The sequence below is a fragment of the Beggiatoa alba B18LD genome, assembly GCF_000245015.1.
GTDB lineage: Bacteria > Pseudomonadota > Gammaproteobacteria > Beggiatoales > Beggiatoaceae > Beggiatoa > Beggiatoa alba.
In genome coordinates this window covers 1,014,389-1,037,595 of the sequence record NZ_JH600070.1, presented here as the reverse complement: position 1 = coordinate 1,037,595, position 23,207 = coordinate 1,014,389, and the positions used below count along the sequence as shown (strand labels likewise).

The following is a 23,207-nucleotide window of genomic DNA, read 5'->3' as shown; positions in this document are numbered from 1 at the left end:
GAGGATTGTAGCATTGTTATCTATCAAATTTATAAGGTATTTTAATCTAAAGGATTTACTAGATTTTTAAAATTTATCCTGTCTTTTTATTAGTGGGTATAAACCGCGTTATAGCTAAAGACTTTATTGCAATCTGATAAATTTCAACTAGGCTTAATTTTGCTGAGTTTTTAAGACTCACTTTTTTCTTATTTCTCTTTAATTAGGAGTGTTTATCATGCAACGACTTTTTATCCCCCCAACAAGCAGAAAACTTGTCAAATCCATCGCCATCTACCCGAAAAGTTTACGTTGGAAATCGTTGGCATTTCGAAAGCGACATCATTACTTATTAGAAAAAGACTTTGTATGGATAAGAAATTACTGGATGAAACCCTTGCTTGCATGGTTCAAGGTAAAAATCACTTTAGCTATGGAAAAGATAGCTATGCTATTCGCCTGTTAGAGTATGCAGTTGGAACAGGCAAAAAAATTGCCGACCTCAAACAAACGCCTTATGCGCGTTTACTCAATAAACCTTTTGTAAAACCGCTTTTAGCACAAGCAGGAAACGGTGTTTTATCCCGCGATTTGCTTGCGTTAGCTCAATTTCAGCCACTATATGCCTTTTTATTAACGCTCGGTACATGGGGCGGTGGCTCTCATCGGTGGCAACAAACTTCCCGTAGTGGATATAATCTTGTTTTGCAATTGAATTTTTCAAACCAACATGCAAAACCCTATGAACGTTTAGTACAACCTACCCGCAACGCTGCTTTTAACTACTATTCGCATCCTAGCTTACATCGCGCAACTGCTGAGGGATTATTTCGTGAGACATTGGCGTGGGCAAGAATCGATATTGATTTTGCAACCAATGAAGCTCTCATTGAAGAAATTCAGTCCGATTGGATTAAACGGGCGCATGATATGTTTGAATCCGTATCATGGAGTGAAGAGAAAGCAGGGCGTACACGTCCGCAGAGCATTAAAAGCAGTAAGCAGGATTTGCGCACTTATTTAGAGGATGTTTTAAAACCTTACGAAGAATTATGGGATGAAGCGATGTTGACTGCTGCTATCACTTATATTCGGGATGAGTTGGGGATTAAAACAATTTATTATCATGACTATACAACGGGGTGTCAGTTAAAAAACTGTTCTCCACCTCGTTCTTTATACACCACCTTACCGCGTCGTTTTTGTTTTCAACAAACGGAGAACATGCCGTTATTTTTGCAAAAAGATAAGCATGTGCAAAAAATCATGCGGAAACTGAAAACCCCACAATGGTTTGTTTTAAATTTTTAACCTGAGCAGTGAACTTGAGTTCTGCGAGTTTCTTTTAAACAGGTTATCGTAAACGCACTATAAAACAATATGAAGAACTGGCAGTCCTGTGAGGACTGCCAGTTTTCACTTAGCCGTTGAATTTTAAAAGTATATTCACGGCATTTAAATTAAACAGGCGTTTATTTTTTAATGGGGCGTTGCCAGTGTTCTATTGTGACCTGTTGCGCTCGACTTAAGGTTAGTTTATCGGCGGGGGTGTCGCGGACAACGGTTGAGCCTGCGCCGATGGTCGCGCCTTTAGCAACGCGAACAGGGGCGACAAGTTGCGTGTCTGAGCCAATAAAGGCATTATCTTCAATCACGGTTTTAAATTTATTCACGCCATCATAATTACAGGTAATTGTGCCTGCACCGATATTGACTTGTGCGCCAATTTCACTGTCACCGATATAGCTTAAGTGGTTGATTTTTGAGCCTGTACCAACGGTTGTTTTTTTCACTTCTACAAAGTTGCCAATATGTACTTGCTCCGCTAAAACGGTTTCAGGGCGTAAGCGGGCAAAAGGGCCAATCAGACTCCCAGCACCGATGGCGCATGATTCTAAAACGCAATGTGAGCGAATCTCTACATCGTCAGCAATATCAACATCTTTTAGAACGCAGTGCGCACCAATTTTAACACGATTACCCAGTTTAACCGTGCCTTCAAAAATCACATTGATATCTACGCAGACATCCCGCCCAATGTTGACTTGTCCACGAATATCTAAGCGTGCAGGGTCTCGCACGCTTAAGCCTTGTTGCATTAATTGGGTGACTTGTTGCTGTTGATAGTAGCGTTCTAAGGTCGCTAGTTGTAAACGGTCATTAACGCCTAACACATCATATTCATGTGCGGGTGCATGTGTGGTAATACCGACAGCCTCTTGTACCGCTAAGGCAATAATATCCGTTAGATAATATTCGCCTTGGGCATTGTGGTTGGTGAGTTGTTGCAACCATTTCCGTAATGGGTTGATAGGAATTAACATAATTCCCGTATTGATTTCGCGGATGGCTTTAATTGTCTCGTCTGCGTCTTTTTCTTCAATGATTTTACAGACTTTGCCCGATGTATCACGCACGATGCGCCCATAACCATGGGGGTTGTCGACGGTCATGGTTAAAACGCCAACTTGTTCAGGTGGGGTTTTTTCACATAGGTTTAGTAATGTTTGTGCAGGAATTAAGGGAACATCGCCATATAGCACTAATAGTCTTTGTTGATTTGTTAGATAGGGCAAGACTTGTGCGACGGCATGACCTGTACCAAGTTGTTGCGCTTGTTCTACCCACGTAACAGGAGCTTGTGCAAAGGCAGTTTTTAATTGCGTACCGCCATGACCATAGACTAAATACAATTGTTGCGGTTGTAGCTGGTAAGCGGTTTCTAATACGTGCTGTAACAATGGTTTATCAGCAAGCTGATGTAGCACTTTAGGCAAGTCAGAATACATCCGCTTACCCTGCCCTGCGGCAAGAATCACCAATGCAAGTGAATCGGGAGTTGTCGTCATGAATGGAATGAACTCAATTGATAGAAAAAAGACATAAAAACAGGTAAATCAACGGCTTTATTCTGCATTGCCTTGTCCATAGACACCAACAAAACCTAATTCTTTCAGTTCATTGACTGTCCAGATTTTAGTTTCTTGCGGTTCGCCAAGCACTTTATCTTGTAACCAGACTTGTTGTTGTTGATATAATTCAACTTTGCTGAGTTGGGGATGTGGCGGAATTTTTTCCAATACATCAGGTAATTCAGGGTTATAGATATTACGTAAAAATACGAGTGCAGGTTCTGCATGGGGTAAAACCTGATTAATTTTGTCTAACAAAGCCTGTTCAACGGGGTCATTGTTGGCTTTAACAGACTGTGCTTGTAAATAGGAATGCACTGCTTTTAAAGAATCCTTTTCTGTGAGCAATGCTAATAATTTTTCTAATAAAATTGTGTCCATTTGAGACATAATAACAATACCTACTCCGTTAATTTCCATTTCCTGCAATCATTGCGTTATTTAAATTACACACAATAAGCACTTTATACCATAAGGTTCTCTATATGCGTTTAATCATTGGTAATAAAAAATACTCGGGCTGGTCTTTACGCGCTTGGCTATTTGCGCGTTATTTTAACATTCCCTTTGAAGAAATCCGTTTACCGATTTATACCTCTGCATTTGATGAACAAATTCCAACATATTCCCCTGCTGGTAAAGTACCTGTTTTGCATGACAATGACTGTATTATTTGGGATTCGTTAGCTATTTGTGAATATTTAAACGAGGTTCATTTAGCGGGAAAAGGGCTACCTAGTGATATTTATGCACGCGCACAAGCACGTGCTATCAGTGCTGAGATGCATTCAGGGTTTGCAGAATTGCGCAAAGAACTCCCTTTAAATTGTGCCTATGATAAAGGGGCTGTTAGCATTAATCCGCTTGCAAAACGTGATGTGCAACGTATTTGTGAAATCTGGCGGACATATCGCACATTATATGGGCAACAAGGCAATTTCTTATTTGGTGATTTCAGCCTAGCAGATGCAATGTATGCACCTGTTGCAATTCGGTTTCATATTTATGAAATACCACTTGCGACAACAGAACGAGCTTATTTGAATACCTTGCTTGCATTGCCTGCGATGCAGGAATGGATACAAGCAGGACGTGCCGAAACAGACGTATTGCCTTCAGAAGAGCGGTAAATTGTACGTGATAAAATACGCTTTGCAGGCTTTTAAACCCTGTAAAAGCACTATACAAACACCTTCATTCTTGTTATAGTTATCGCTTTAGTTTGGTCTAATTCAGACCTGTAAAAATCTTACCTTAATAAATGCCGATGTGGTGGAATTGGTAGACACGCCATCTTGAGGTGGTGGTGGCTCATGCTGTGCCGGTTCGAGTCCGGCCATCGGCACCATCCTTAAAATATTCGTTTTATTCTCATCGCTAATCAATCGTTAATTACAGCCTTACTCTGTAACTGTGATAGTATGTAGATTGATTGAGTCAGTAATGCTTTGAGATCACCTATCTCTTCATTTCCAGCATGATTCGTGCTTGTTAGGCATCACACCTTAGCAATTTAAATATTCCCCTTTGCATCGTCTTTCAATTGCGATGATAACAAATCTAAATACGCTCACAAAAAGACCCCTGCTTACAACCGTATTAATTGGACACGCGGTTTTTTTGCTTTTGCTGGTTGTACGTTTTGCAGGTGGATTGCAAGCATTAGAGTTGTATTATTATGATTTCATGTTGTGGACACGAGCAACGATTAATAAAACCGCTGAAAAGCCCGCCGACCCGCGAATTACCATTGTTTGGCTGACGGATGACGATCAGCGTAATTGGGGTTGGCCTATTCCTGATAAACAATTAGCCGACGCATTGAGCATTATCATAGAAGAACAACCTCGTGTTTTAGGTTTAGATATTTATCGTGATTTACCCGTCCCTTATGAAAAAGGGATAGATTATGAACGCTTACAAACACTGTTCAAAGATAATAAAAATATTATTGCGATTAAAAAATATAAAAATGAGCAAGGGGTACATGTTGACCCCCCACCGATTTTACGCAATACAGACCAAGTCGCTTTTAATGACTTACCGATTGATTCTGGCGGGATTGTACGACGAGGATTATTATATCTCGTTGATGAAGCGGGCGAATTACACGAAGCATTCAGTATGAAACTTGCTCGCTATTATCTCGCAAAGCAAGGGATTTATACCGAAGGCGACCCTGATGACCCCAGCGTCTTAATGATTAACGGCACACGCTTAGTGCCGCTCTCTCCTAACTACGGTGGCTATGTTGATGGCGATACGCTTGGCTGGCAGATTATGCTAACGTACCCATTTGCGCTTGCTCAATTTAATAGCATGAGCCTTGCTGATGTTTTAAATCACCAATTTTCCCCCCATTTCTTCACAGACAAAATTGTCATTATTGGGGTACGTGCTGAAGCCACCCCCGACTTTTTATTTCCTGCCTATAGCCGTTTTATTGATGGCGACCAACGTGTCCCTGGTGCATTGATTCATGGCTACATCACCAGCCAACTGTTACAAATGGCACTCCACGAATCGCCCCCCTTGTCTAGCTGGACAGAATGGCAAGAAATTATTTGGATATGGATATGGACAGTTACAGGCTCATTATTTTGCCTGTGGACTTATGGTCATTCAAAAGTAAGCCTATCGCTCATTAGCGGTTCTATCCTGCTAATGCTCATCACCTATATTTGTTTTGTTTACTTTATCTGGGTGTTACTTGTCGCGCCACTTTTAGGCTGGATATTTGGACATTTCACCATGTTCCGCTATCTCTCACAGCGTGAAAAAGAAAACCGCGATATGTTAATGCAAATTTTCTCGAAACATGTTTCAAAAGACGTTGCAGAAGCCATTTGGCGACAACGTGAACACTATCTCAGTGCTGGGCGATTAGTCACCCAACGCTTAACGGCAACTGTTTTATTCACAGACTTACAAAACTTCACCACTGTTTCTGAACGCATGGAACCTCAAGCCCTGATGGACTGGCTAAACCAATATATGGAGGCAATGGTTAAAGTCGTTGAAAAACACGATGGACAAGTCAATAAATTCATTGGTGATGCCATCATGGCAGTATTTGGCGTGCCATTTCCGCGAGAATCAACGGATGAAATCGCCCAAGATGCCATTAACGCCGTCGAATGCGCATTAGAAATGCGTGAAGAAATCGAAACATTAAGAAAAAAATGGCAAGAAGATGGACTGCCTCAAATTCGAATGCGAGTCGGTATTTTTACAGGACCATTGGTTGCGGGAAGTTTAGGTGCGGTTGACCGCCAAGAATATACCGTCATCGGAGATACCGTAAACACCGCCTCTCGCTTGGAAAGCTTTGATAAAAGTATAGATGCAGACAGTGCTTGCCGTATTTTAATTGGCGAATCGACATTAAATTACCTTAATCATCTTTTTGAGACAGAATGCGTTGATGCGGTTCATTTAAAAGGAAAAGAAATGATGATTACTGTCTATCGCGTTATAGGACGTGTTAATTCCTTGTCAATAGAGAAAAGCCAACAAGACAAATTAACAAATGCATCATAAACTACTTATAACGCAATAAAGATCTTTAGGAGAAATTAATTATGTTAGCAAAAAGAATGCTTTTACTGGGTGCTGTTGCCAGCTTAAGCCTAGGTCTGCTGGCAGAACAAGGACAACTCGTGCGCGATGTTGTTGCAGACGAAGCAGTACCAATGTACAAACCCGCTTTAGCCGCAGGCGCACCGACTCGGCGAGTTGGCGGGGGAACACGTGCAGCTAAAATTGCAAATGTCCCTGATAATTTAACATTAGCAGTGATTTCCCCAGCAACCACAGGTTACAGCATTCATACTCAACCTGTCCTGTACTGGTCATTATCCAACACCGTCGATGCCCCATTAGAAATCACCATTGATTATGTTGATCAAAAAATTGCAGGGAACAATTATGAACCCCTGTTACAGACACAACTCGCTAAAGCAGAAGCAGGCATTTATGGCGTAAGTTTAGAAGCGCATAAATTAGCTTTAAAACCCAATGTAGAATATAAATGGTCAGTTTCTATTCCAACTGGCAACCCTGCTAATGATGTTGTTTCTTTTGGAACGCTGATGATTTTAGACAAACCTGCTGATTTAGCAGAAAAGCTAGAAAAAGCCACAGAAAAACAACGCCCTTTAATTTATGCGGCGGCAGGATTTTGGTATGACGCAGTGACTGAGTTTGAAACATTATTGAAAAAATATCCCGATGATGCAGACTTACGGGCGCAACGGAATCGCTTACTAGAAGAAGTTAATTTGAAAGTTGATAAACAAGGCGCGGTTGAAGTTGTTGTGGGTGAAGCACACAAAAGTTAATCATCCAGCCAGTCAATAACGAAAAAAGGGCGAAACAATCGCCCTTTTTATTTTTCTGAATCCCCATCATATCCCGTTCTCATCTTTTTTATTAATTTTTATTTATCCCGATAACGCACATGTATCTTTTGCCTAAATCGTCGTCCTACAGGCTTAAATAAAGCATCTTTATATAACGGTTTTAAGATAGCACTATTAAATTCATAGTGGTGAGAATGGATTAATGTTTCTCGGGTTAGCTCCTCTAAAATCAGACTTTTAAGAAAATCAGATAAATTTAACTGATTATGTCGCAAAAACAGATAGAGTTGTCGCTCTTGCTCCTCACCAAGTTCTATGTGTACATCCATCATTATTCTCCATACAAAATTAACGGAATAGAGATAACATTAACAGAAATAAGCTAAAAATAGCTAGTCATGATAAATAAATATAGTAAACGTACCATTAAAGTGATTTAAATTTAGGACTGCCAGTCCTCCGCATCGTTTTAGAATGCGTTTACTATAATCTATGTCATAAAACTATAGATAGACAATAATGCTATGAAGAACGACGTACCCACGTCAACAGTAAAAAACCACTGCCCGCGATGCCTAATAATCCCCCTAATAACGACATGTTCCACAACAAGAAAGGTTGCAAGGCAAGAATCGCACATCCACCTAATACAAAAATACCACCTGTTTGTAACAAGATTTTTTGCTCATGCTGTTGACTCAGATGCTCACGTAACTGTGAAACTTCCACAATCAAACGCTTCACCTGTTCCTGCTCTGCTTGGCGTTGTACCAGACTTTCATAAATTAACATTGGCATTTCAGGCATTTTTTCAGCCCAAAAAGGCAAATTGCTTTGTATGCCTTTTAAAAAAGCCCGCATTCCCACCCGTTCATCCATCCAACGTTCTAAGTACGGCTTTGCCGTTTTCCATAAATCCAATTCTGGATATAATTCCCGTCCTAAGCCTTCAATATTCAACAAGGTTTTTTGTAATAATACTAATTGTGGTTGCACTTCCATCTGAAAGCGTCGCGCTGTTTGGAATAAACGTAACAGTAATAAACCAAAGGAAATATCTTTTAGCGGACGGTCGAAAATAGGTTCACAAACACTACGAATTGCCCCTTCAAATTCTTCAACCCGCGTGCCCGCAGGCACCCAACCAGAATGAACGTGTAATTCTGCAACCCGTCGATAATCACGGTTAAAAAAAGCTAAAAAATTCGCCGCTAAATAATGCTGATCTTGGTCACTCAACGTCCCCATAATTCCAAAATCGATGGCGATATAATGCGGACGGTTAGGATTAGTCGCATCAACAAAAACATTACCGGGATGCATATCTGCATGAAAAAAATTATCTCTAAAAACCTGCGTAAAAAAGATTTCTACCCCAGTTTCCGCCAAAAATTTAAAATTAACCCCTAATTGGCGCATTGTCTCAATATCACTAATGGGCAAGCCGCGAATGCGCTCCATCACCATCACATTTGTTTGCGTATAAGCCCATTCAATTTCTGGAATATACAATAAGTTAGATTGCTGAAAATTACGGCGTAACTGCGCACAATTCGCTGCTTCTTGCATTAAATCTAATTCGGCATATAAATTCTTCTCAAACTCAACAACAACCTCATGCGGACGCAAACGTCGCCCATCAAGCCAATAACGATTGATTAAATGAGCGATAAGATAAAGTAAGTCGACATCACGTCGAATACCTTTTTCTAAATTCGGTCGTACCACTTTCACCACCACTTCACGACCATTATGCAACCGTGCTGCATGAACTTGGGCGATAGATGCTGCGGCAATTGGTTCTGTATTAAATTCGGCAAAAACCTCAGCGATAGGGCTGTTATAAGCCCGTTCCACAATTGCGCGAGCTTGCGCCCCATTAAAAGGCTTTACCTTATCTTGCAATTGCGCTAACTCTAAGGCGATGTCATTCGGCAATAAATCACGGCGTGTCGATAGAATTTGTCCAAATTTTACAAAAATAGGGCCAAGCTCCTCCATGGCTAAACGCAAACGAGCACCGCGAGTCAAGTTCTTAGTTCGCAACCAAAAACCAGGCGTGAGATACAATAGAATTCGAACAGGGCGCAAAATTTCCGTTGAGAGTAATAACTCATCTAACCCATAACGAACAATAACACGATAGATTTTAATTAAATGAAAAAACTGAAAAAAATAACGCATTGCGTAAATTCAATCTAAGCTAGGGAAGGGGATAAATTTGCGTGCTTAATAAACAGATACGTTGTTCTAAGCGTTCTACATCATCGCGTAATACATCAACAGCATCTAAAAATGCCTGAACTTCTGCATGAGCGGGCAAGGCTTTCAACTCTTCTTGTAAATATTCACTGATATTCGCTTCACCAGTTTGCCACTGAGACTGTGCATAATGCTGGGTTTGCTGAACCACACGCCCCAATTGATGCGCGGGTACATCGCCTATCCACTGAGACAATTTCTCCTCCCAATCGACTTGCAACTGTCTAAAAACCTGCATTAACCCTTGAATAACATCCATATCACCCTGCAAAACAATATCCTCATCACGGCTGACAGTCCCCGCAGGCTGGCGCAATAAGCGCAACAAAGAAAACGGCAAGCCTTGAATAGTTGCATCAGGATTCCCCTGATAATCACTTAAAACCGTAAACCCCGTTACAATCGAAGGCAACAGATAAAGTTGTATATTAAACCCCTGAATATCTAATAAAATAACCTTATCATCCAAATGACCCAGCAATGAAAAATCACGGCTTACCAACTTTAATGCCTGATTTAAAAACGCCTCTGCACCTGTTGCGATAACGGTCTGAATCATCATAACACTCGCCTCATTTAAAATTTATAACCGCAATGAATCGCAACAATTCCCCCTGATAAATTATGATAACGACAACGTTCAAACCCCGCTGTTTGCATCATATTTAATAAGGTTTCTTGATTTGGATGCATACGAATTGATTCTGCCAAATAACGATAACTTTCTGCATCATTTGCAACCAGTTTTCCCATCAATGGCAAGATTTTAAAAGAATATAAATCATAAAATGGCTTTAATGGTTTTAACTGCAATTCGGAAAATTCTAAAATTAAAACCCGCCCACTGGGTTTTAACACCCGTAACATAGAACGCAACGCGGCAGCCTTATCCGTCACATTCCGTAAACCAAAGGCAATCGTAATAATATCAAAGGTATTATCCGCAAAGGGTAAGCACTCCGCATTAACCTGTGCACAATCAACGACAATTCCCTCATCTAATAAACGTTCTCTACCAACCCGCAACATATCCGCATTAATGTCCGCTAATACAACATTCCCTATCCCGCCCGTGATTGCTGCAAATTGCTTGGCTAAATCGCCTGTCCCGCCTGCTAAGTCTAAAACTTTTTGCCCACGCTTCACCGCTGACAACTCAATGGCATAACGTTTCCACAAACGATGAATACCCAATGACATTAAATCATTCATCACATCGTAACGTGTTGCTACTGAAGTAAAGACATCAGCAACACGCTTTGCTTTCTCTTCAATAGGCACTTGAGTAAAGCCAAAATCGGTAGTTTTGCGAGTTGTCATAAAAATTGCCCAATAGAATAATGAATAAAAGGGATTATAGAATTTTTTTAGATGACAAGGCGAATGCTGTATTCGCTTTCTATGATTTAAAAAACCTAAACACACACACAAATTACTAAATAAACTTTGAATTAAATAAAATAGTGATAAAGAGACAGTGTTATCTATTTTGGTCTGAATCGCATACATCCCTACATTGTTTAGCACTACCAAATAAATATAGTAAACGTACCATAAAGTGATTTAAATTTAGGACTGGCAATCCTGTGAGGACTGCCAGTCATCGGCATCGTTTTATAGTACGTTTACTATATGATTGTCTCAACCATAATTAACATCATTTAACAGTGCACTAGCGATACATTGTTATGAACGCAAATAGCACAAAAAACGCTGATTAAGCACTAAAATGATGCAATGCAAAAAACAGATAGTTTAGTGAAAAATTGGGGAATTATTTTTAATAACAATATATTATTTTATCAAATAAAATTGGCATAAGCTTTGTAATAAAAGAAAGTAACTAGATATGTCTTTAAATGATGTGGCTTGATTTTTAAAGGTAGCTCTCCTGTTTCCCTCCCTCGGTTAGAACGCTGTCGCCCCTATTACGCGCCGCGTTCTTTTTTTTGCCTGTAAAAATGATTACACTGCAAAAAATCATTTCAGTGACATCATATTAACAATGTCTCAATCAGTTACCAGCTTACAAGGTGTCGGTAAACAAACCGCCGCACAACTCGCTACATTAGGCATTTCTACCGTTGACGATGTGCTTTTTCATCTTCCCGCTCGTTACGAAGACCGTTCCCGTTTAACCGCGATTAAAGACTTAAATGTTGGCGAACAAGCCTTAGTCGAGGGCATGATTACTGCCGCTGAGGTAAAAATTACCAAGCGACGGACATTAGTCTGTATGTTGACGGATGACACGGGCGGGATAATTTTGCGCTTTTTCCATTTTAGCTACGCCCAACAACAGCAGTTTCAAGTAGGAACGCGGGTGCGATGTTTTGCGGAAGCGCGTCAAGGTTATCATTGTTTAGAATTTATTCACCCCGAATGCCAATTTATCCGCGAGGATAAACCCGCCCCTGAAATTCATGCACAATTAACCCCGATTTATCCCAGCTCAGGCACGTTACACCAGCATTTATTGCGCTCACTTGCCCGTCAGGCTTTGCAAAATCTCGTCTTAATCGACCCCTTTCCGCCCACGATTCAAGCGCAATTTCAATTATTACCCCTTGCCCAAGCCTTACAGACCCTGCACGCCCCCCCCGTTACGGTTTCTACCGCCGATTTACAAGCAGGACAACATCCCGCACAACGTCGGCTGATTATTGAAGAGTTACTTGCGCACTATTTAAGTTTGCGTCGTTTACGACAACAGGCACAAACGTATCAAGCCGTGCCATTGCCCGCAGAGCACGCGCTTAACTCACTATTTTTAAAAAATTTACCGTTTCAATTAACCCATGCACAACAACGGGTCAGTGCAGAAATTGCCCACGATTTACAACAAACACATCCGATGCAACGCTTAATTCAAGGCGATGTCGGTTCGGGTAAGACAGTTGTCGCGGCGTTATCGGCATTGTCTGCAATTGCAGCGGGTTATCAAGTAGCCGTGATGTCGCCCACAGAATTATTAGCAGAACAACATTTTCGTAATTTTAACCAATGGTTAGCTCCATTAAAGATTAATATTACGTGGTTGACGGGTAGCGTTAGCAAGAAGCAACGCGAGCAGGCATTAAATGCCTTAGCGACGGGTGAAAGTGCTTTAGCGATTGGCACACATGCATTATTTCAAGAAGCAGTCACTTTTCAACGACTCGCGCTTGTCATTATCGATGAACAGCATCGTTTTGGCGTAGAACAACGTATGGCATTACGCGATAAAGGAGCGCAAGCGAATTTTCACCCGCATCAGCTAATTATGACAGCAACCCCGATTCCGCGTACGTTAGCGATGACGTTATATGCGGATTTAGATATTTCAGTGATTGATGAATTACCCGCTGGACGTTTACCGATTAAAACAGTCGTCATTCCGAATACTCGACGTGCGGAAATTATTGAACGCATTCGCCAAGTTTGCCAAACAGGTCGACAAGCTTATTGGGTTTGTACCTTAATTGATGAATCTGATGCACTGCAATATCAGGCAGCAGAGGAAACAGCCCGCCAATTAACAGAGAATTTAACCGAGTTACGTATTGGGTTAGTACACGGGCGTTTAAAAGCGAAGGAAAAAGAAGGCATGATGCAGGCTTTTAAACGGGGCGAATTGGATTTATTAGTCGCAACGACGGTAATTGAAGTCGGTGTCGATGTGCCAAATGCCAGTTTAATGATTATTGAAAATGCGGAGCGTTTGGGACTGGCGCAGTTGCATCAATTACGCGGTCGAGTGGGACGTGGTGTGGTCGATAGTCATTGCGTTTTGCTGTATCAAAGCCCTTTATCAGAAATTGCGCGTACTCGTTTGGGGATTTTACGCGATACACAAGACGGCTTTGTTATTGCACAACAAGATTTAAGTTTGCGTGGTTTCGGCGATGTTTTGGGTACACGTCAAACGGGAACAATGCGCTTACGTATTGCCGATTTTCAACGCGATGAGGGATTATTACCCACAGTTGTTGAAATTGCTGAGTTATTATTAAAAGATTATCCTGAAACTATTCAACCGATTATTGAACGGTGGGTGAGGGTGCAGGGGGAGGAGTTGGTGAGTTAATGCAGGTAATTTATTGAAAAATAAAAAATATGATTTTGAGAAATTTCATTTTTTCAAGTAGTCTTTAAAATGAAAAAGCCAACGTTGTTGTTCATCAGTTTCTGGGATTTGAATTTTTCTTGCTTTAGAAATGAGTTGACAAGCGTGTTTGGGTTCAATACCAAAACGAATTAAAATGCTGGCAGTTATCAGTCCAGCTCGACCAATGCCTGCACGGCAATGTACCGCTACTTTTTTACCTTCTTTTAATTGACAAAGTAAATAATCAACCAATGTTTTAGTTTCCAAGAAAGACGGAACGCTTCTATCTACAATAGGAAAAGAAATATATTCAATTTGATAGCGTTCACATAATGTTTTTTCTTTCTGTAACTCAAGCTCATAGATTTCATGAGTGGTTAATAAACACACAACCAGATTAATACCCTGATTATTAAATGCTTGTATCTCATCTTCTAACCATTCATTTGAACGAGGTTTTGGCATAATCGCCAAATTTCCCTCCAAAAAATCCTTAATCCAATAAATATCTGGTAATAACATATTAACCTTAATTTGTCTGAATCAGAATTCACAGAATTTTCAGAATTAGCAGCATTAAAAAGCGTGATTCGCATTAATTTCTTGGTTTAAGGGGGTTAAATTCTGTTAATTCTAATTCAGACAAGATATTGTTTTTTAAAAATATCGCCAAACTCAGGTTAAAGTAACGCTAGTTCGGCGAGTGGCGAAAACCTTTTAGAATTTTTCAACTAAAAAATGTAGGGTGGAATAGCGAAGCGTATTCCACCATACGATTTATAATCTGTTTTTGCTCAGTTTTTGCAGAATTTCAAGGTGGAATACGCTTCGCTATTCCACCCTACAACATTCAAGCTGTTGTCTTTTTAAAAGAAACTCGCCGTACTCAGGTTAAAGTAATTTAAATTTAGGACTGCCAGTCCTTCGTGCCGTTTTATAGTACGTTTACTATAGTTCTCAAGCCATCCCATCAAATGGTTGTACAGTCAGCCATTCCCCACAGTTGACATTGCCTTGTTCAACGGATAGCAAAATAAAGCAGTTGCCTACGCTCATGGAGCTTAAAATACCTGAGCCTTGTTGTCCTGTCGTGGTAACAGTCCATTCTCCATTGCTATCTAGGCTCAGTAAACCGCGTGGAAATTCGGCGCGTCCTGCTTTCTTTTTTAATGCCACTAAGCTACGGGCTTTTATGGTAATCGGCGTTTTTTCAGGCATTCCCATGAGGTATTGTAAGGCGGGCTGAACAAATTGGTAAAAAGTAACCATGACCGCAACGGGATTACCCGGTAAACCGAAGAAAGCGGCGTTTTGTATGCGTCCAAAGGCAAGCGGTCTGCCTGGTTTCATGGCGATTTTCCAGAATTGAATTTGTCCTAAGTTGAGTAGGATGTCTTTCGTAAAATCAGCTTCTCCGACAGAAACACCGCCCGAGGTGATAACGACATCAGCAATGGTAGCTGCGGTGGTGAAGGCGTGTGTTAAGGCTTCTTTATCGTCTTTGATAACACCCATGTCGAGAATTTCTACGCCGAGACGTTGTAACATGCCATATAAGGTGTAGCGGTTGCTGTCGTAGATTTGTCCAAGTTCTAAACTTTCTCCAATTGAGCGTAGTTCATCGCCTGTGGAGAAGAAGGCAACCCGTAAATAGCGTTTAACAGCTATTTCGGCAATACCGAGTGAGGCAAGTAGCCCTAATTCGGAAGGTAAAATTTGTTTGCCAATGTTTAAAACGGTTTGTCCTTGACGAATATCTTCGCCAATATGGCGAACATTTTGCCCCGCTCGTTCACCCGCTAGAAAGTGGATAAGTTCGCCATCACGTTGTACACGTTCTTGTATCAGGATGGTGTCTGTGCCTGTTGGCATGACTGCGCCTGTCATAATCCTTACGCATTGCCCGCGCTCTACTTTGAGTGTGTAGGGTTGTCCTGCCATCGCCGTGCCGACTACGTTGAGGGTTTGTGAGCCTGTTTGGGGCAGGTCTGCGCTGTGGATGGCGTAGCCGTCCATGGCGGAGTTGGTGTAAGCGGGGATGTTGATGGATGAAACGATAGTTTCTGCTAGGACACGTCCTAAGGCTTGACGAATAGGCACTTTTTCGCTGTCTGTAATAGGGGCGAGTTGTGCCTTAATTTGTTGTAAGGCTTGTGCAACACTGAGCATGGATGGTTCTAGCGCGTCCATGCAGCTAGGGGCAGGGGTAAAATTGTCGATAGTCATAGCCTGTGCCTTTTGTGTCCTTGATGAAACTATTGTTATTGTAAAATCAGGTCGTTGTCAGTGGTATCGCCGTTTTACGTAGGAAGTTTTTAAGTTTTTTTGATGATTAATAGAGTTAGGTCGTCAGAAATTTTGGTGTTGCCGATGTGTTGTCTTACGTCTTGCATGATGGCATCGCAAATGTCTGCCACTGATAATGCCCACGATTGGCTAATGATTTGGCATAGGCGTTCTAAGCCATAGGGTTGTTTGTGCTTATTAAAGGCTTCCGTGATACCGTCAGTATAAAGGACGATGCCATCGCCTGATTGGATTTTTATGTCGAGTTGTCCGACAAAGCTACTGATGTCGGGTTCTAGTCCTAGCATAAAGCCTAGATTAATCGTGTCTATGCGTTCGATATTGCCTTCTTTACGCACGACGAGAACTTCTTCATGTTGTCCGCTTAGGTGTAGTGTGCCGTTTTCGTAGTCAATCAGGGATAAGGTCAGGTGTTTGTCTGAGCTCATCCGTTGAATGTTGTCGTAAATTGCGCGGTTTAGGGTATTTAAAAATTCATGTGGGTCGGTAACGTTGTTGACGAGTAGCGTACGCACGGCAGTTTGTACCATAAGCATTAAAACACCACTTTCTAAGCCGTGTCCTGTTACATCGCCGATGCTGATTTTTACATGTCCATTTTGTTGTAGCACGTCGTAGTAATCGCCACCAACTTCGGAAGCAGGTTCCATATAGCCAACAATGTCGAGTTCTGGAATTCTGGTCAGTTCTTGAGTGCGTGGTAAAACCATTTGTTGTAATTTTCGTGTAATGGCTAGCTCATGACTCATCCGTACATTTTCTTTTTCTAAGCGTTGATTTAATTCGGTAATCTCCGCATTTGCCGTTGCAAGGGCTTGAGTCCGTTCTTGCACAATGCCCTCCATCAGCATGAAGTTATTTTCTAACTTATAGGACATGAGGCTTAAGGCGGTTGCGAGTTTGCCGAGTTCATCTTGTCGTAGTGTATCGAGTTGATGTGCAATTTTAAAATTGCCATCTGCAATTTTTTGTGTAACGGTTACAAAGCTTTTTAACGGTGTGCTGACTTGTACACGTAGAACGTAAAAGAGAATAAAAAGTTCGATGAGTAGGGATAATAAACCGAGTAAAAAGATGATAGTGACGGTATGAAAAGCTAATTCAGCGAGTAGGCTTTTTGGGTAGGCAACAACAAAATACCAGCCTGTTCCTGCCAGTTGGGTGACGGCTAAGTATTCATGTTGCGTGGTATTATCAATAATGCGGGTTTTATTATGATTTTTAACTAAATTGAAAATCGTTTGCAGATGTAAATCGCCGTCTGTGGGAATATTAAACGCACCACCTTTGGCTTTAATCGCCTCCATAAACTCAGGATGAGCAATTAAGCGTCCATCTTCACGGAAAAGTAAGTTATACGTACCTGTTAAACGTTCATCAACAATACGTGTAAATAAGTCATTTAAAATAATATCATGCCCTAGCGTTGCAATATGTCGCCCTTGGGCATCGTCGACGGGGGTTTCTAATGACACCATCCATAATTTGGGTACAGGGTCTTCAAAAACACCTGTCCAAACAGGTTTGCGCTCAGGGTTATGTGTTTTATCAGAGATAAAAAAGAATTCTTCTTCTGGGATATTAATCTCGGCGGTGGTGTCTAATCCCCATGCAACGGCTGGCCAATAAATCACTTCTATATTTTCGGGTGCCATGATGTACGTATCCACAAAGCGATTCAGCCATGCGCGTCCATAAGTTTGCGTTAATTCGTAAAATGCCAGTACTCGCCTGCGTATATCCGCGTTAATTTCTACCTGTTTGCCAATAAATACCGTTGGATAAGTTTGTTTATCAAATTGCTCGATGGATTGTCCTTGCAAACGATTACGGGTTGTTCCATCTGCCCATGTTTCAAATAAAGCGTCGAACTCGGCTTTTGGGTCAGTATCGCTAAATTGTTCTAAACGTTGTAATAAGGCTTGTTTTAAGAGCTGATGATTATCTTCAGCAAGTTGAAAAATATGACTTTCACGTTGCCCGCGTTCAATCACATATTTTTCAAGCTGTGAAACAACTTGTGTTTCTAAGCTCGAAATAAAATGCCAATAACTCAGCATGGTTACACAAATAATCACGAGTGCAATCCGTACAGCCATATTAAACATCGTTCGCTGGCTGAGTGAACGTTGTGCAACCCAATCTTTTAGAAAAGACACTTGCATACCCTCTATATTTCTGTTCTGCTATCTATTAACTCGTTAAATTAATTAACTTATAACAATAGTCTGTGGTTTCTTCAATCATGACAGCAGAAGATGATGGTCTGAGCCGAGAAACTGCTATGATAAAACGCTCACTCACTCACTGAAAATAAATTTCATGATGCAATCTGTCGATACTTTAATTTATGCAGGTTGGGTTATTCCTGTAGAGCCTGAAGGCGTGGTGTATGAGCAACATGCAATTGCAATTGATGCGGGCAAAATAGTTGCGATTTTACCCAATATAGAAGCAACCAGTCGTTATTTAGGACGGATTACTCACCGTTTAATGACACATGTTGTCATTCCAGGGTTAATTAATACACACACACATGCAGCCATGACATTACTACGTGGCTTTGCTGACGATTTAGCATTACATGAATGGCTAACAACACGTATTTGGCCAGCAGAAAATGCTTTTATGAGTGCGGATTTTGTTGCAGATGGAACACGTTTAGCCATTGCCGAAATGTTGCGCGGTGGTGTGACCTGCTTTAATGACATGTACTTTTTACCTGAAGTAGCGGGGGGCGTTGTTGATGAATCAGGTATGCGTGCGACACTGGGCTTAATTTTATTAGATTTTCCGACGATTCAAGCCCAAAATCCTGATGAATATTTACAAAAAGGGCGAGCAGTCTATCAACAGTATCAAAATCATCCTTTAATTAAAACTGCAATTGCACCGCACGCACCTTATACCGTTTCTGACGCACCGTTACAGGCAGGTGCTGCAATGGCAGAGGAATTGAATACACCCATTCATATACATGTCCATGAGACTAAAGAGGAAGTCGAGCAAGCGGTTGCAAAGGATAAACAACGTCCATTAGCCCGCTTAGCCAATTTGGGGCTGGTGTCATCGCGTTTATTAGCGGTACATGCAACGCAATTAAATCCAGAAGAAATTCAGCTATTAGCCGAACATCGAGCAACTGTGGTGCATTGTCCTGAGTCTAATATGAAACTGGCAAGCGGTTTTTGCCCTGTACAACAATTATTAAATGCAGGGGTTAATGTTGCATTGGGAACAGACGGCACAGCCAGCAATAATGACTTGGATATGTTGGGCGAAATGCGTACGGCTGCCTTGCTTGCAAAAGTGGTGAGCCAAGATGCGCGTAGTGTTTCCGCAGCGCAGGCGTTGACAATGGCAACCTTAAACGGGGCTAAAGCATTAGGCATTGATGCCGAAACAGGTTCGTTATTGGTTGGTAAATCAGCGGATTTAGTGGCAATTGATATGAATGAGCTTGAAACTCAACCGATTTATAATCCCTTATCACATCTGATTTATGCAACAAGCCGCGATAAAGTAACCGATGTTTGGGTTGCAGGGCGACAATTGTTAAAATCCCGCGCTTTAACATCGCTCAATATCCATGAAGTTCAGGCTAAAACGCATGATTGGTACATGAAAATTGCAGCATTCATGCAACAAGCAGAGTCATAACATAACCTAAATTTAGCGAATTTTATAATATAAAACAGAGACCTGCTAGGTTTTCAAAACCTAGCAAGTCTGTCGGAACACGCGAAAAGGGTTGACCTTTCTTTAATCGACAAGATTAAAACATTATCTGAATCAGAATTTTCAGAATTAACAAAATTAACAGAATTTAAAACCCTAAAACCAAAAAATTAATGCAAATCATGCTTTTTAATTCTGCTAATTCTGGAAATTCTGTGAATTCTGATTCAGACAAAAAAAGACCTGCTAGGTTTTGAAAACCTAGCAGGTCTCTAATATTAAAATAATTATTTTGCAATCATGATGTGTGGGTGAGGTTCATTAATATGCATTCCCGCTTCAACAAGGGTTTTTTCTGCCTCAGTTAATACATCACGTGTGCGCGTAATCAAAAATTCAAGGAAAGTACGGGCAACTAAAGAAAGTTTTTTCTCACTTAAATGCACAATATACCAATAGCGCATTTGTGGAAATCCTTCTACATCTAAGAGTTTAATAATACCAGCCGCTAATTCTAAGGTGAGGGTATGACGTGATAACACTGAAATGCCAAGCCCTGCAATCACGCCTTGTTTAATGGCTTCGCTACTGCCTAATTCCATACCCACTTTTAGCCCAAGTTCAACGCCATCAAAATAACGTTCCATAGCTAAACGAGTGCCAGAACCTAGCTCACGAACTAAAAAAGTTTCTTGGGCAATGCGTGAAAGTGGAATATTTCTTTCGTTGGCAAGTGGATGATTTGCAGGCGCGAGGACAACTAAGGGATTTTCTAAAAACTGATGTGCTTGTACATTTAAATGTTCGGGGACTTGTCCCATAATCACTAAATCGTCTTCATTATTTGCGAGACGTTCTAAGATACTATTGCGGTTTGTGACATTTAAACGAATATTAACATCGGGATATTGGCGTAAAAAGCGACTAAATAGATGGGGGGTAAAATAAGTGGCTGTGGTGACAACCGCTAATTTTAAGCGTCCTTTAATGCTACCTTGTAATTCATTCAGCGACATATCTAACGTTTCTATGCGCGAGAAAATGTCTTGACAGGCGGCATATAATTCGCGTCCTGCATCTGTTAAAAAAATGCGTTTTCCAATTTGTTCAAATAGAGGCATACCAACATGGCTTTCTAATTGCTTTATTTGAATAGAAACGGCTGGCTGAGTTAAACACATTTCTACCGCAGCGCGGGTAAAACTGAGGTGTTCTGCAACCGATTTAAATAACGTGAGTTGGCGTAGTGTCATGTTCATAAAATGACTATCACCATTCCGTGATGCGTGCCACAGTGGCAATGTAGATTGTGTTGTTCATAAATCCTCCTTCCTGATAAGGCAAGCTTTTTTTATGTGTTTTTAATTATACATAAATCTAATTGATGTATCGTATAAAAATTATTAACAATAAGCAAAGCAAAATTAATCGATAACTGAAAGATATTCAAATAGTAAATATGCTTATATAGCAACAGGCTGATAAGTTATTTTTAATAACCATATAATCTCAGTGTTTTTTATTTTTTTATGGATACTTATCCATTTATTGATAAAAAGACCTAAGTGTTTTACATTCATATCTGCATTAAAATATCATTGTTTGATTGATGTGATACCTAAATTCTTTGGCGTAACTCTTTATAAAATTAGTATTTTATTTAAAATTAAACGATTATTGGTGTACTGTCATTAAAGGTTTTAAAATACGTGAAATCATGGTGTATTTGTTGTGTTCCGCTGATTAGTGAAAAATAACAACAGGGTGAGTAAAATATCCTTATTAAATCAGCAACAGATTATCATTTAAAATGATGGTCGTTCTCTTAGATGTAAAACAACTATAATACGTAATACACTAACCCTATTACTTTCATTACTGGATGCTGTTTTTATCAGTCTAAAAAAATGGATAATGCGTGCATGAATGCAGAAGCTCAACACATTGAAACCTCTGAAAAGGGAACATTGCTAATAGTGGATGATACGCCCGCTAATGTTAGCGTGTTGTTCAGTTTTCTGAGTGCTGAGGGATTCAAAGTCTTGGTGGCAAAGGATGGTAAAGGGGGTATTCAACGGGCTGAATACGCTAAACCAGATTTAATATTGTTGGACGTGATGATGCCTGGTATGGATGGTTTTGAAGCCTGTAAAGTCCTGAAGTCACAAAAAAATACTCAAGATATTCCCATTATCTTTATGACTGCCTTAGCTGATACTGTTGATAAGGTCAAAGGGTTTTCCTTAGGGGCATCTGATTATATTACTAAGCCTTTTCAACATGAGGAAGTTTTAGCTCGTGTTAATAATCATTTAAATTTCCGTCGTTTACAGCAACAACTACAAGCAAGAACCAAAGAGTTAGAGCGTCGTAGTATCGAGAATGAACAGGCACGCGCAGCGGCTGAAGCTGCAAATCGGGCAAAAAGTGCTTTTTTAGCCAATATGAGCCATGAATTACGCACGCCTTTAAATGCGATTATTGGCTATACGGATATGTTGCGGGATGATGCGGAAGATATGGGACATCAGGATTTAGTCCCTGATTTAGAAAAGATTCAAACCGCCGCAAGACAGTTATTAGGCTTAGTCAGTGATGTATTAGATATTGCCAAGATTGAAGCTGAAAAAATAGAGGTTAAAGCCTCATGGTTTGATATTGCAAAATTGGTGAATGATGCAGCAACAATTATTCAACCAACGTTAAATGAAAATCAGTTAAGCATTGAATGTGCGTCAGATATTGGCAGTTTATATGCGGATGAAAGCAAAACGCAGCAAATTCTTCTTAATCTATTAAGCAATGCCTCAAAATTTACCCATCAGGGATATATTCGCTTAACAGCAAGTCGTAGTACTGAGTGGATTATATTCACGGTACAAGATTCGGGAATTGGTATTGCTAAAGAGCAGTATGAGCATATTTTCAAACCTTTTACACAGATTGATAGCAGTCCAACCCGCGAATATGGTGGAACAGGATTAGGTTTAACAATCTGTCGTCATTTTTGCACCATGATGAATGGTACGATTGAAGTAGAAAGTGAATTAGGCAAAGGCAGCTTATTCACCGTGCGTTTACCTGTGATATCGAGTTAAAACGCTTCGTTATTCATTCCTGTTTTATTGATTCACCTTAACTTAACCTAAAAGTCATTTTTAATCAAAGTCTTTTATCGAGATTGTCTGTTTATGTCCATTCGAGCCAGTAAAATCCTAGAAACCTTTCCAAATCCAACACCTAGCCGCGATTATACGATTCATATGCGGATGCCTGAGTTTACTTGTTTATGCCCAAAAACAGGACAACCCGATTTTGCTACCTTATTTTTAGAATATGTGCCTGACCAAACTTGTATCGAATTGAAATCTTTAAAAGGTTATATTTGGTCGTATCGTGATGAAGGGGCTTTTCATGAAGCAGTCACGAACCAAATTCTGTCGGATTTGGTGAATGCCTGTCAGCCTCGTTTTATGCGCTTACGTGCAGAGTTTAATGTACGCGGTGGGATTTATACACAGGTTGTGGTTGAACATCGCGCCCCTGATTGGACCCCTCCAACCCCTGTTCATTTGCCATAAAAAACAGTCTTTGGGGTGCACAGCCAAAGCACCCTATTCT

Annotated in this window: 18 protein-coding genes and 1 tRNA gene; 9 read left to right on the top strand and 10 right to left on the bottom strand. The window is 40.5% G+C overall.

The features are described 5' to 3' along the window. Positions 1 to 348 precede the first annotated feature (348 nt). Positions 349 to 1,290, top strand: a complete 942-nt coding sequence (locus tag BEGALDRAFT_RS04160) for a hypothetical protein (RefSeq protein WP_002683968.1) — start codon at positions 349 to 351, stop codon at positions 1,288 to 1,290. Positions 1,291 to 1,451: 161 nt separating this feature from the next. On the opposite strand, the gene glmU is transcribed toward BEGALDRAFT_RS04160, so the two are convergent. Further along, positions 1,452 to 2,828, bottom strand: coding sequence for a bifunctional UDP-N-acetylglucosamine diphosphorylase/glucosamine-1-phosphate N-acetyltransferase GlmU (gene glmU, locus BEGALDRAFT_RS04155; protein WP_002683967.1), 1,377 nt, complete (start codon positions 2,826 to 2,828; stop codon positions 1,452 to 1,454). A gap of 57 nt (positions 2,829 to 2,885) precedes the next feature. Beyond that, positions 2,886 to 3,281, bottom strand: coding sequence for a hypothetical protein (locus tag BEGALDRAFT_RS04150; protein WP_157237545.1), 396 nt, complete (start codon positions 3,279 to 3,281; stop codon positions 2,886 to 2,888). A 95-nt stretch (positions 3,282 to 3,376) separates the two neighbouring features. Between BEGALDRAFT_RS04150 and BEGALDRAFT_RS04145 the strand changes: the two genes are divergently transcribed. The 4 genes from BEGALDRAFT_RS04145 to BEGALDRAFT_RS04130 all read left to right on the top strand — a co-directional run bounded on the left by BEGALDRAFT_RS04145 (position 3,377) and on the right by BEGALDRAFT_RS04130 (position 7,231). After that, the gene (locus tag BEGALDRAFT_RS04145) at positions 3,377 to 4,021 is read left to right on the top strand and encodes a glutathione S-transferase family protein (RefSeq protein ID WP_002683963.1); all 645 of its coding nucleotides are present in this window, start codon (positions 3,377 to 3,379) and stop codon (positions 4,019 to 4,021) included. 133 nt (positions 4,022 to 4,154) lie between these two features. Then, positions 4,155 to 4,239, top strand: a tRNA-Leu gene (locus BEGALDRAFT_RS04140). Between the two features lie 200 nt (positions 4,240 to 4,439). Continuing rightward, entirely contained in the window at positions 4,440 to 6,431 is a 1,992-nt protein-coding gene (locus tag BEGALDRAFT_RS04135; RefSeq protein WP_002683961.1) for a CHASE2 domain-containing protein, read from the top strand. 41 nt (positions 6,432 to 6,472) lie between these two features. Next, on the top strand, positions 6,473 to 7,231 hold the full coding sequence (locus BEGALDRAFT_RS04130; RefSeq protein ID WP_002683959.1) for a DUF928 domain-containing protein: 759 nt from the start codon (positions 6,473 to 6,475) through the stop codon (positions 7,229 to 7,231). Between the two features lie 98 nt (positions 7,232 to 7,329). Here the strand turns inward: BEGALDRAFT_RS04130 and BEGALDRAFT_RS04125 are convergent, their stop codons facing one another. From BEGALDRAFT_RS04125 to ubiE, 4 genes are all read right to left on the bottom strand, one after another. Further along, on the bottom strand, positions 7,330 to 7,584 hold the full coding sequence (locus BEGALDRAFT_RS04125; RefSeq protein ID WP_157237544.1) for a hypothetical protein: 255 nt from the start codon (positions 7,582 to 7,584) through the stop codon (positions 7,330 to 7,332). Positions 7,585 to 7,774: 190 nt separating this feature from the next. After that, positions 7,775 to 9,436 (bottom strand): ubiquinone biosynthesis regulatory protein kinase UbiB, encoded by a 1,662-nt coding sequence (ubiB, locus tag BEGALDRAFT_RS04120; RefSeq protein ID WP_002683956.1) that lies wholly within the window; start codon positions 9,434 to 9,436, stop codon positions 7,775 to 7,777. A gap of 19 nt (positions 9,437 to 9,455) precedes the next feature. Next, positions 9,456 to 10,076 carry a ubiquinone biosynthesis accessory factor UbiJ gene (locus BEGALDRAFT_RS17885; RefSeq protein ID WP_002683955.1) on the bottom strand — a complete coding sequence of 207 codons (621 nt, stop codon included), beginning with the start codon at positions 10,074 to 10,076 and terminating at the stop codon, positions 9,456 to 9,458. A gap of 14 nt (positions 10,077 to 10,090) precedes the next feature. Continuing rightward, on the bottom strand, positions 10,091 to 10,834 hold the full coding sequence (gene ubiE / locus BEGALDRAFT_RS04110; RefSeq protein ID WP_002683954.1) for a bifunctional demethylmenaquinone methyltransferase/2-methoxy-6-polyprenyl-1,4-benzoquinol methylase UbiE: 744 nt from the start codon (positions 10,832 to 10,834) through the stop codon (positions 10,091 to 10,093). 673 nt (positions 10,835 to 11,507) lie between these two features. Here ubiE and recG point away from each other — a divergent pair. Beyond that, positions 11,508 to 13,580: an ATP-dependent DNA helicase RecG gene (gene recG / locus BEGALDRAFT_RS04105; RefSeq protein WP_269719558.1), complete on the top strand. Its 2,073-nt coding sequence runs from the start codon at positions 11,508 to 11,510 to the stop codon at positions 13,578 to 13,580. A 45-nt stretch (positions 13,581 to 13,625) separates the two neighbouring features. On the opposite strand, the gene BEGALDRAFT_RS04100 is transcribed toward recG, so the two are convergent. From BEGALDRAFT_RS04100 to BEGALDRAFT_RS17880, 3 genes are all read right to left on the bottom strand, one after another. Continuing rightward, on the bottom strand, positions 13,626 to 14,123 hold the full coding sequence (locus BEGALDRAFT_RS04100) for a protein-tyrosine phosphatase family protein (RefSeq protein WP_002683950.1): 498 nt from the start codon (positions 14,121 to 14,123) through the stop codon (positions 13,626 to 13,628). Positions 14,124 to 14,558: 435 nt separating this feature from the next. Further along, entirely contained in the window at positions 14,559 to 15,827 is a 1,269-nt protein-coding gene (gene moeA, locus BEGALDRAFT_RS04095; RefSeq protein ID WP_002683939.1) for a molybdopterin molybdotransferase MoeA, read from the bottom strand. Positions 15,828 to 15,916: 89 nt separating this feature from the next. After that, a complete protein-coding gene (locus BEGALDRAFT_RS17880) occupies positions 15,917 to 18,067 on the bottom strand; it encodes a SpoIIE family protein phosphatase (protein ID WP_002683938.1) in 2,151 nt (716 codons plus the stop codon). Between the two features lie 163 nt (positions 18,068 to 18,230). Here BEGALDRAFT_RS17880 and BEGALDRAFT_RS04085 point away from each other — a divergent pair, with 163 nt between their 5' ends. Continuing rightward, complete coding sequence (locus BEGALDRAFT_RS04085; protein ID WP_002683937.1) at positions 18,231 to 19,568, top strand: TRZ/ATZ family hydrolase; 1,338 nt, start codon at positions 18,231 to 18,233, stop codon at positions 19,566 to 19,568. Positions 19,569 to 19,873: 305 nt separating this feature from the next. Here BEGALDRAFT_RS04085 and BEGALDRAFT_RS04080 read toward each other — a convergent pair whose 3' ends face one another. Beyond that, the gene (locus BEGALDRAFT_RS04080; protein WP_002683934.1) at positions 19,874 to 20,845 is read right to left on the bottom strand and encodes a LysR family transcriptional regulator; all 972 of its coding nucleotides are present in this window, start codon (positions 20,843 to 20,845) and stop codon (positions 19,874 to 19,876) included. A gap of 663 nt (positions 20,846 to 21,508) precedes the next feature. Here BEGALDRAFT_RS04080 and BEGALDRAFT_RS04075 point away from each other — a divergent pair. Together BEGALDRAFT_RS04075 and queF are read left to right on the top strand one after the other, a co-directional pair. Continuing rightward, complete coding sequence (locus BEGALDRAFT_RS04075; RefSeq protein ID WP_002683932.1) at positions 21,509 to 22,684, top strand: ATP-binding response regulator; 1,176 nt, start codon at positions 21,509 to 21,511, stop codon at positions 22,682 to 22,684. Between the two features lie 93 nt (positions 22,685 to 22,777). Next, the gene (gene queF, locus BEGALDRAFT_RS04070; RefSeq protein ID WP_002683931.1) at positions 22,778 to 23,167 is read left to right on the top strand and encodes a preQ(1) synthase; all 390 of its coding nucleotides are present in this window, start codon (positions 22,778 to 22,780) and stop codon (positions 23,165 to 23,167) included. The last annotated feature ends 40 nt before the right edge of the window (positions 23,168 to 23,207 follow it).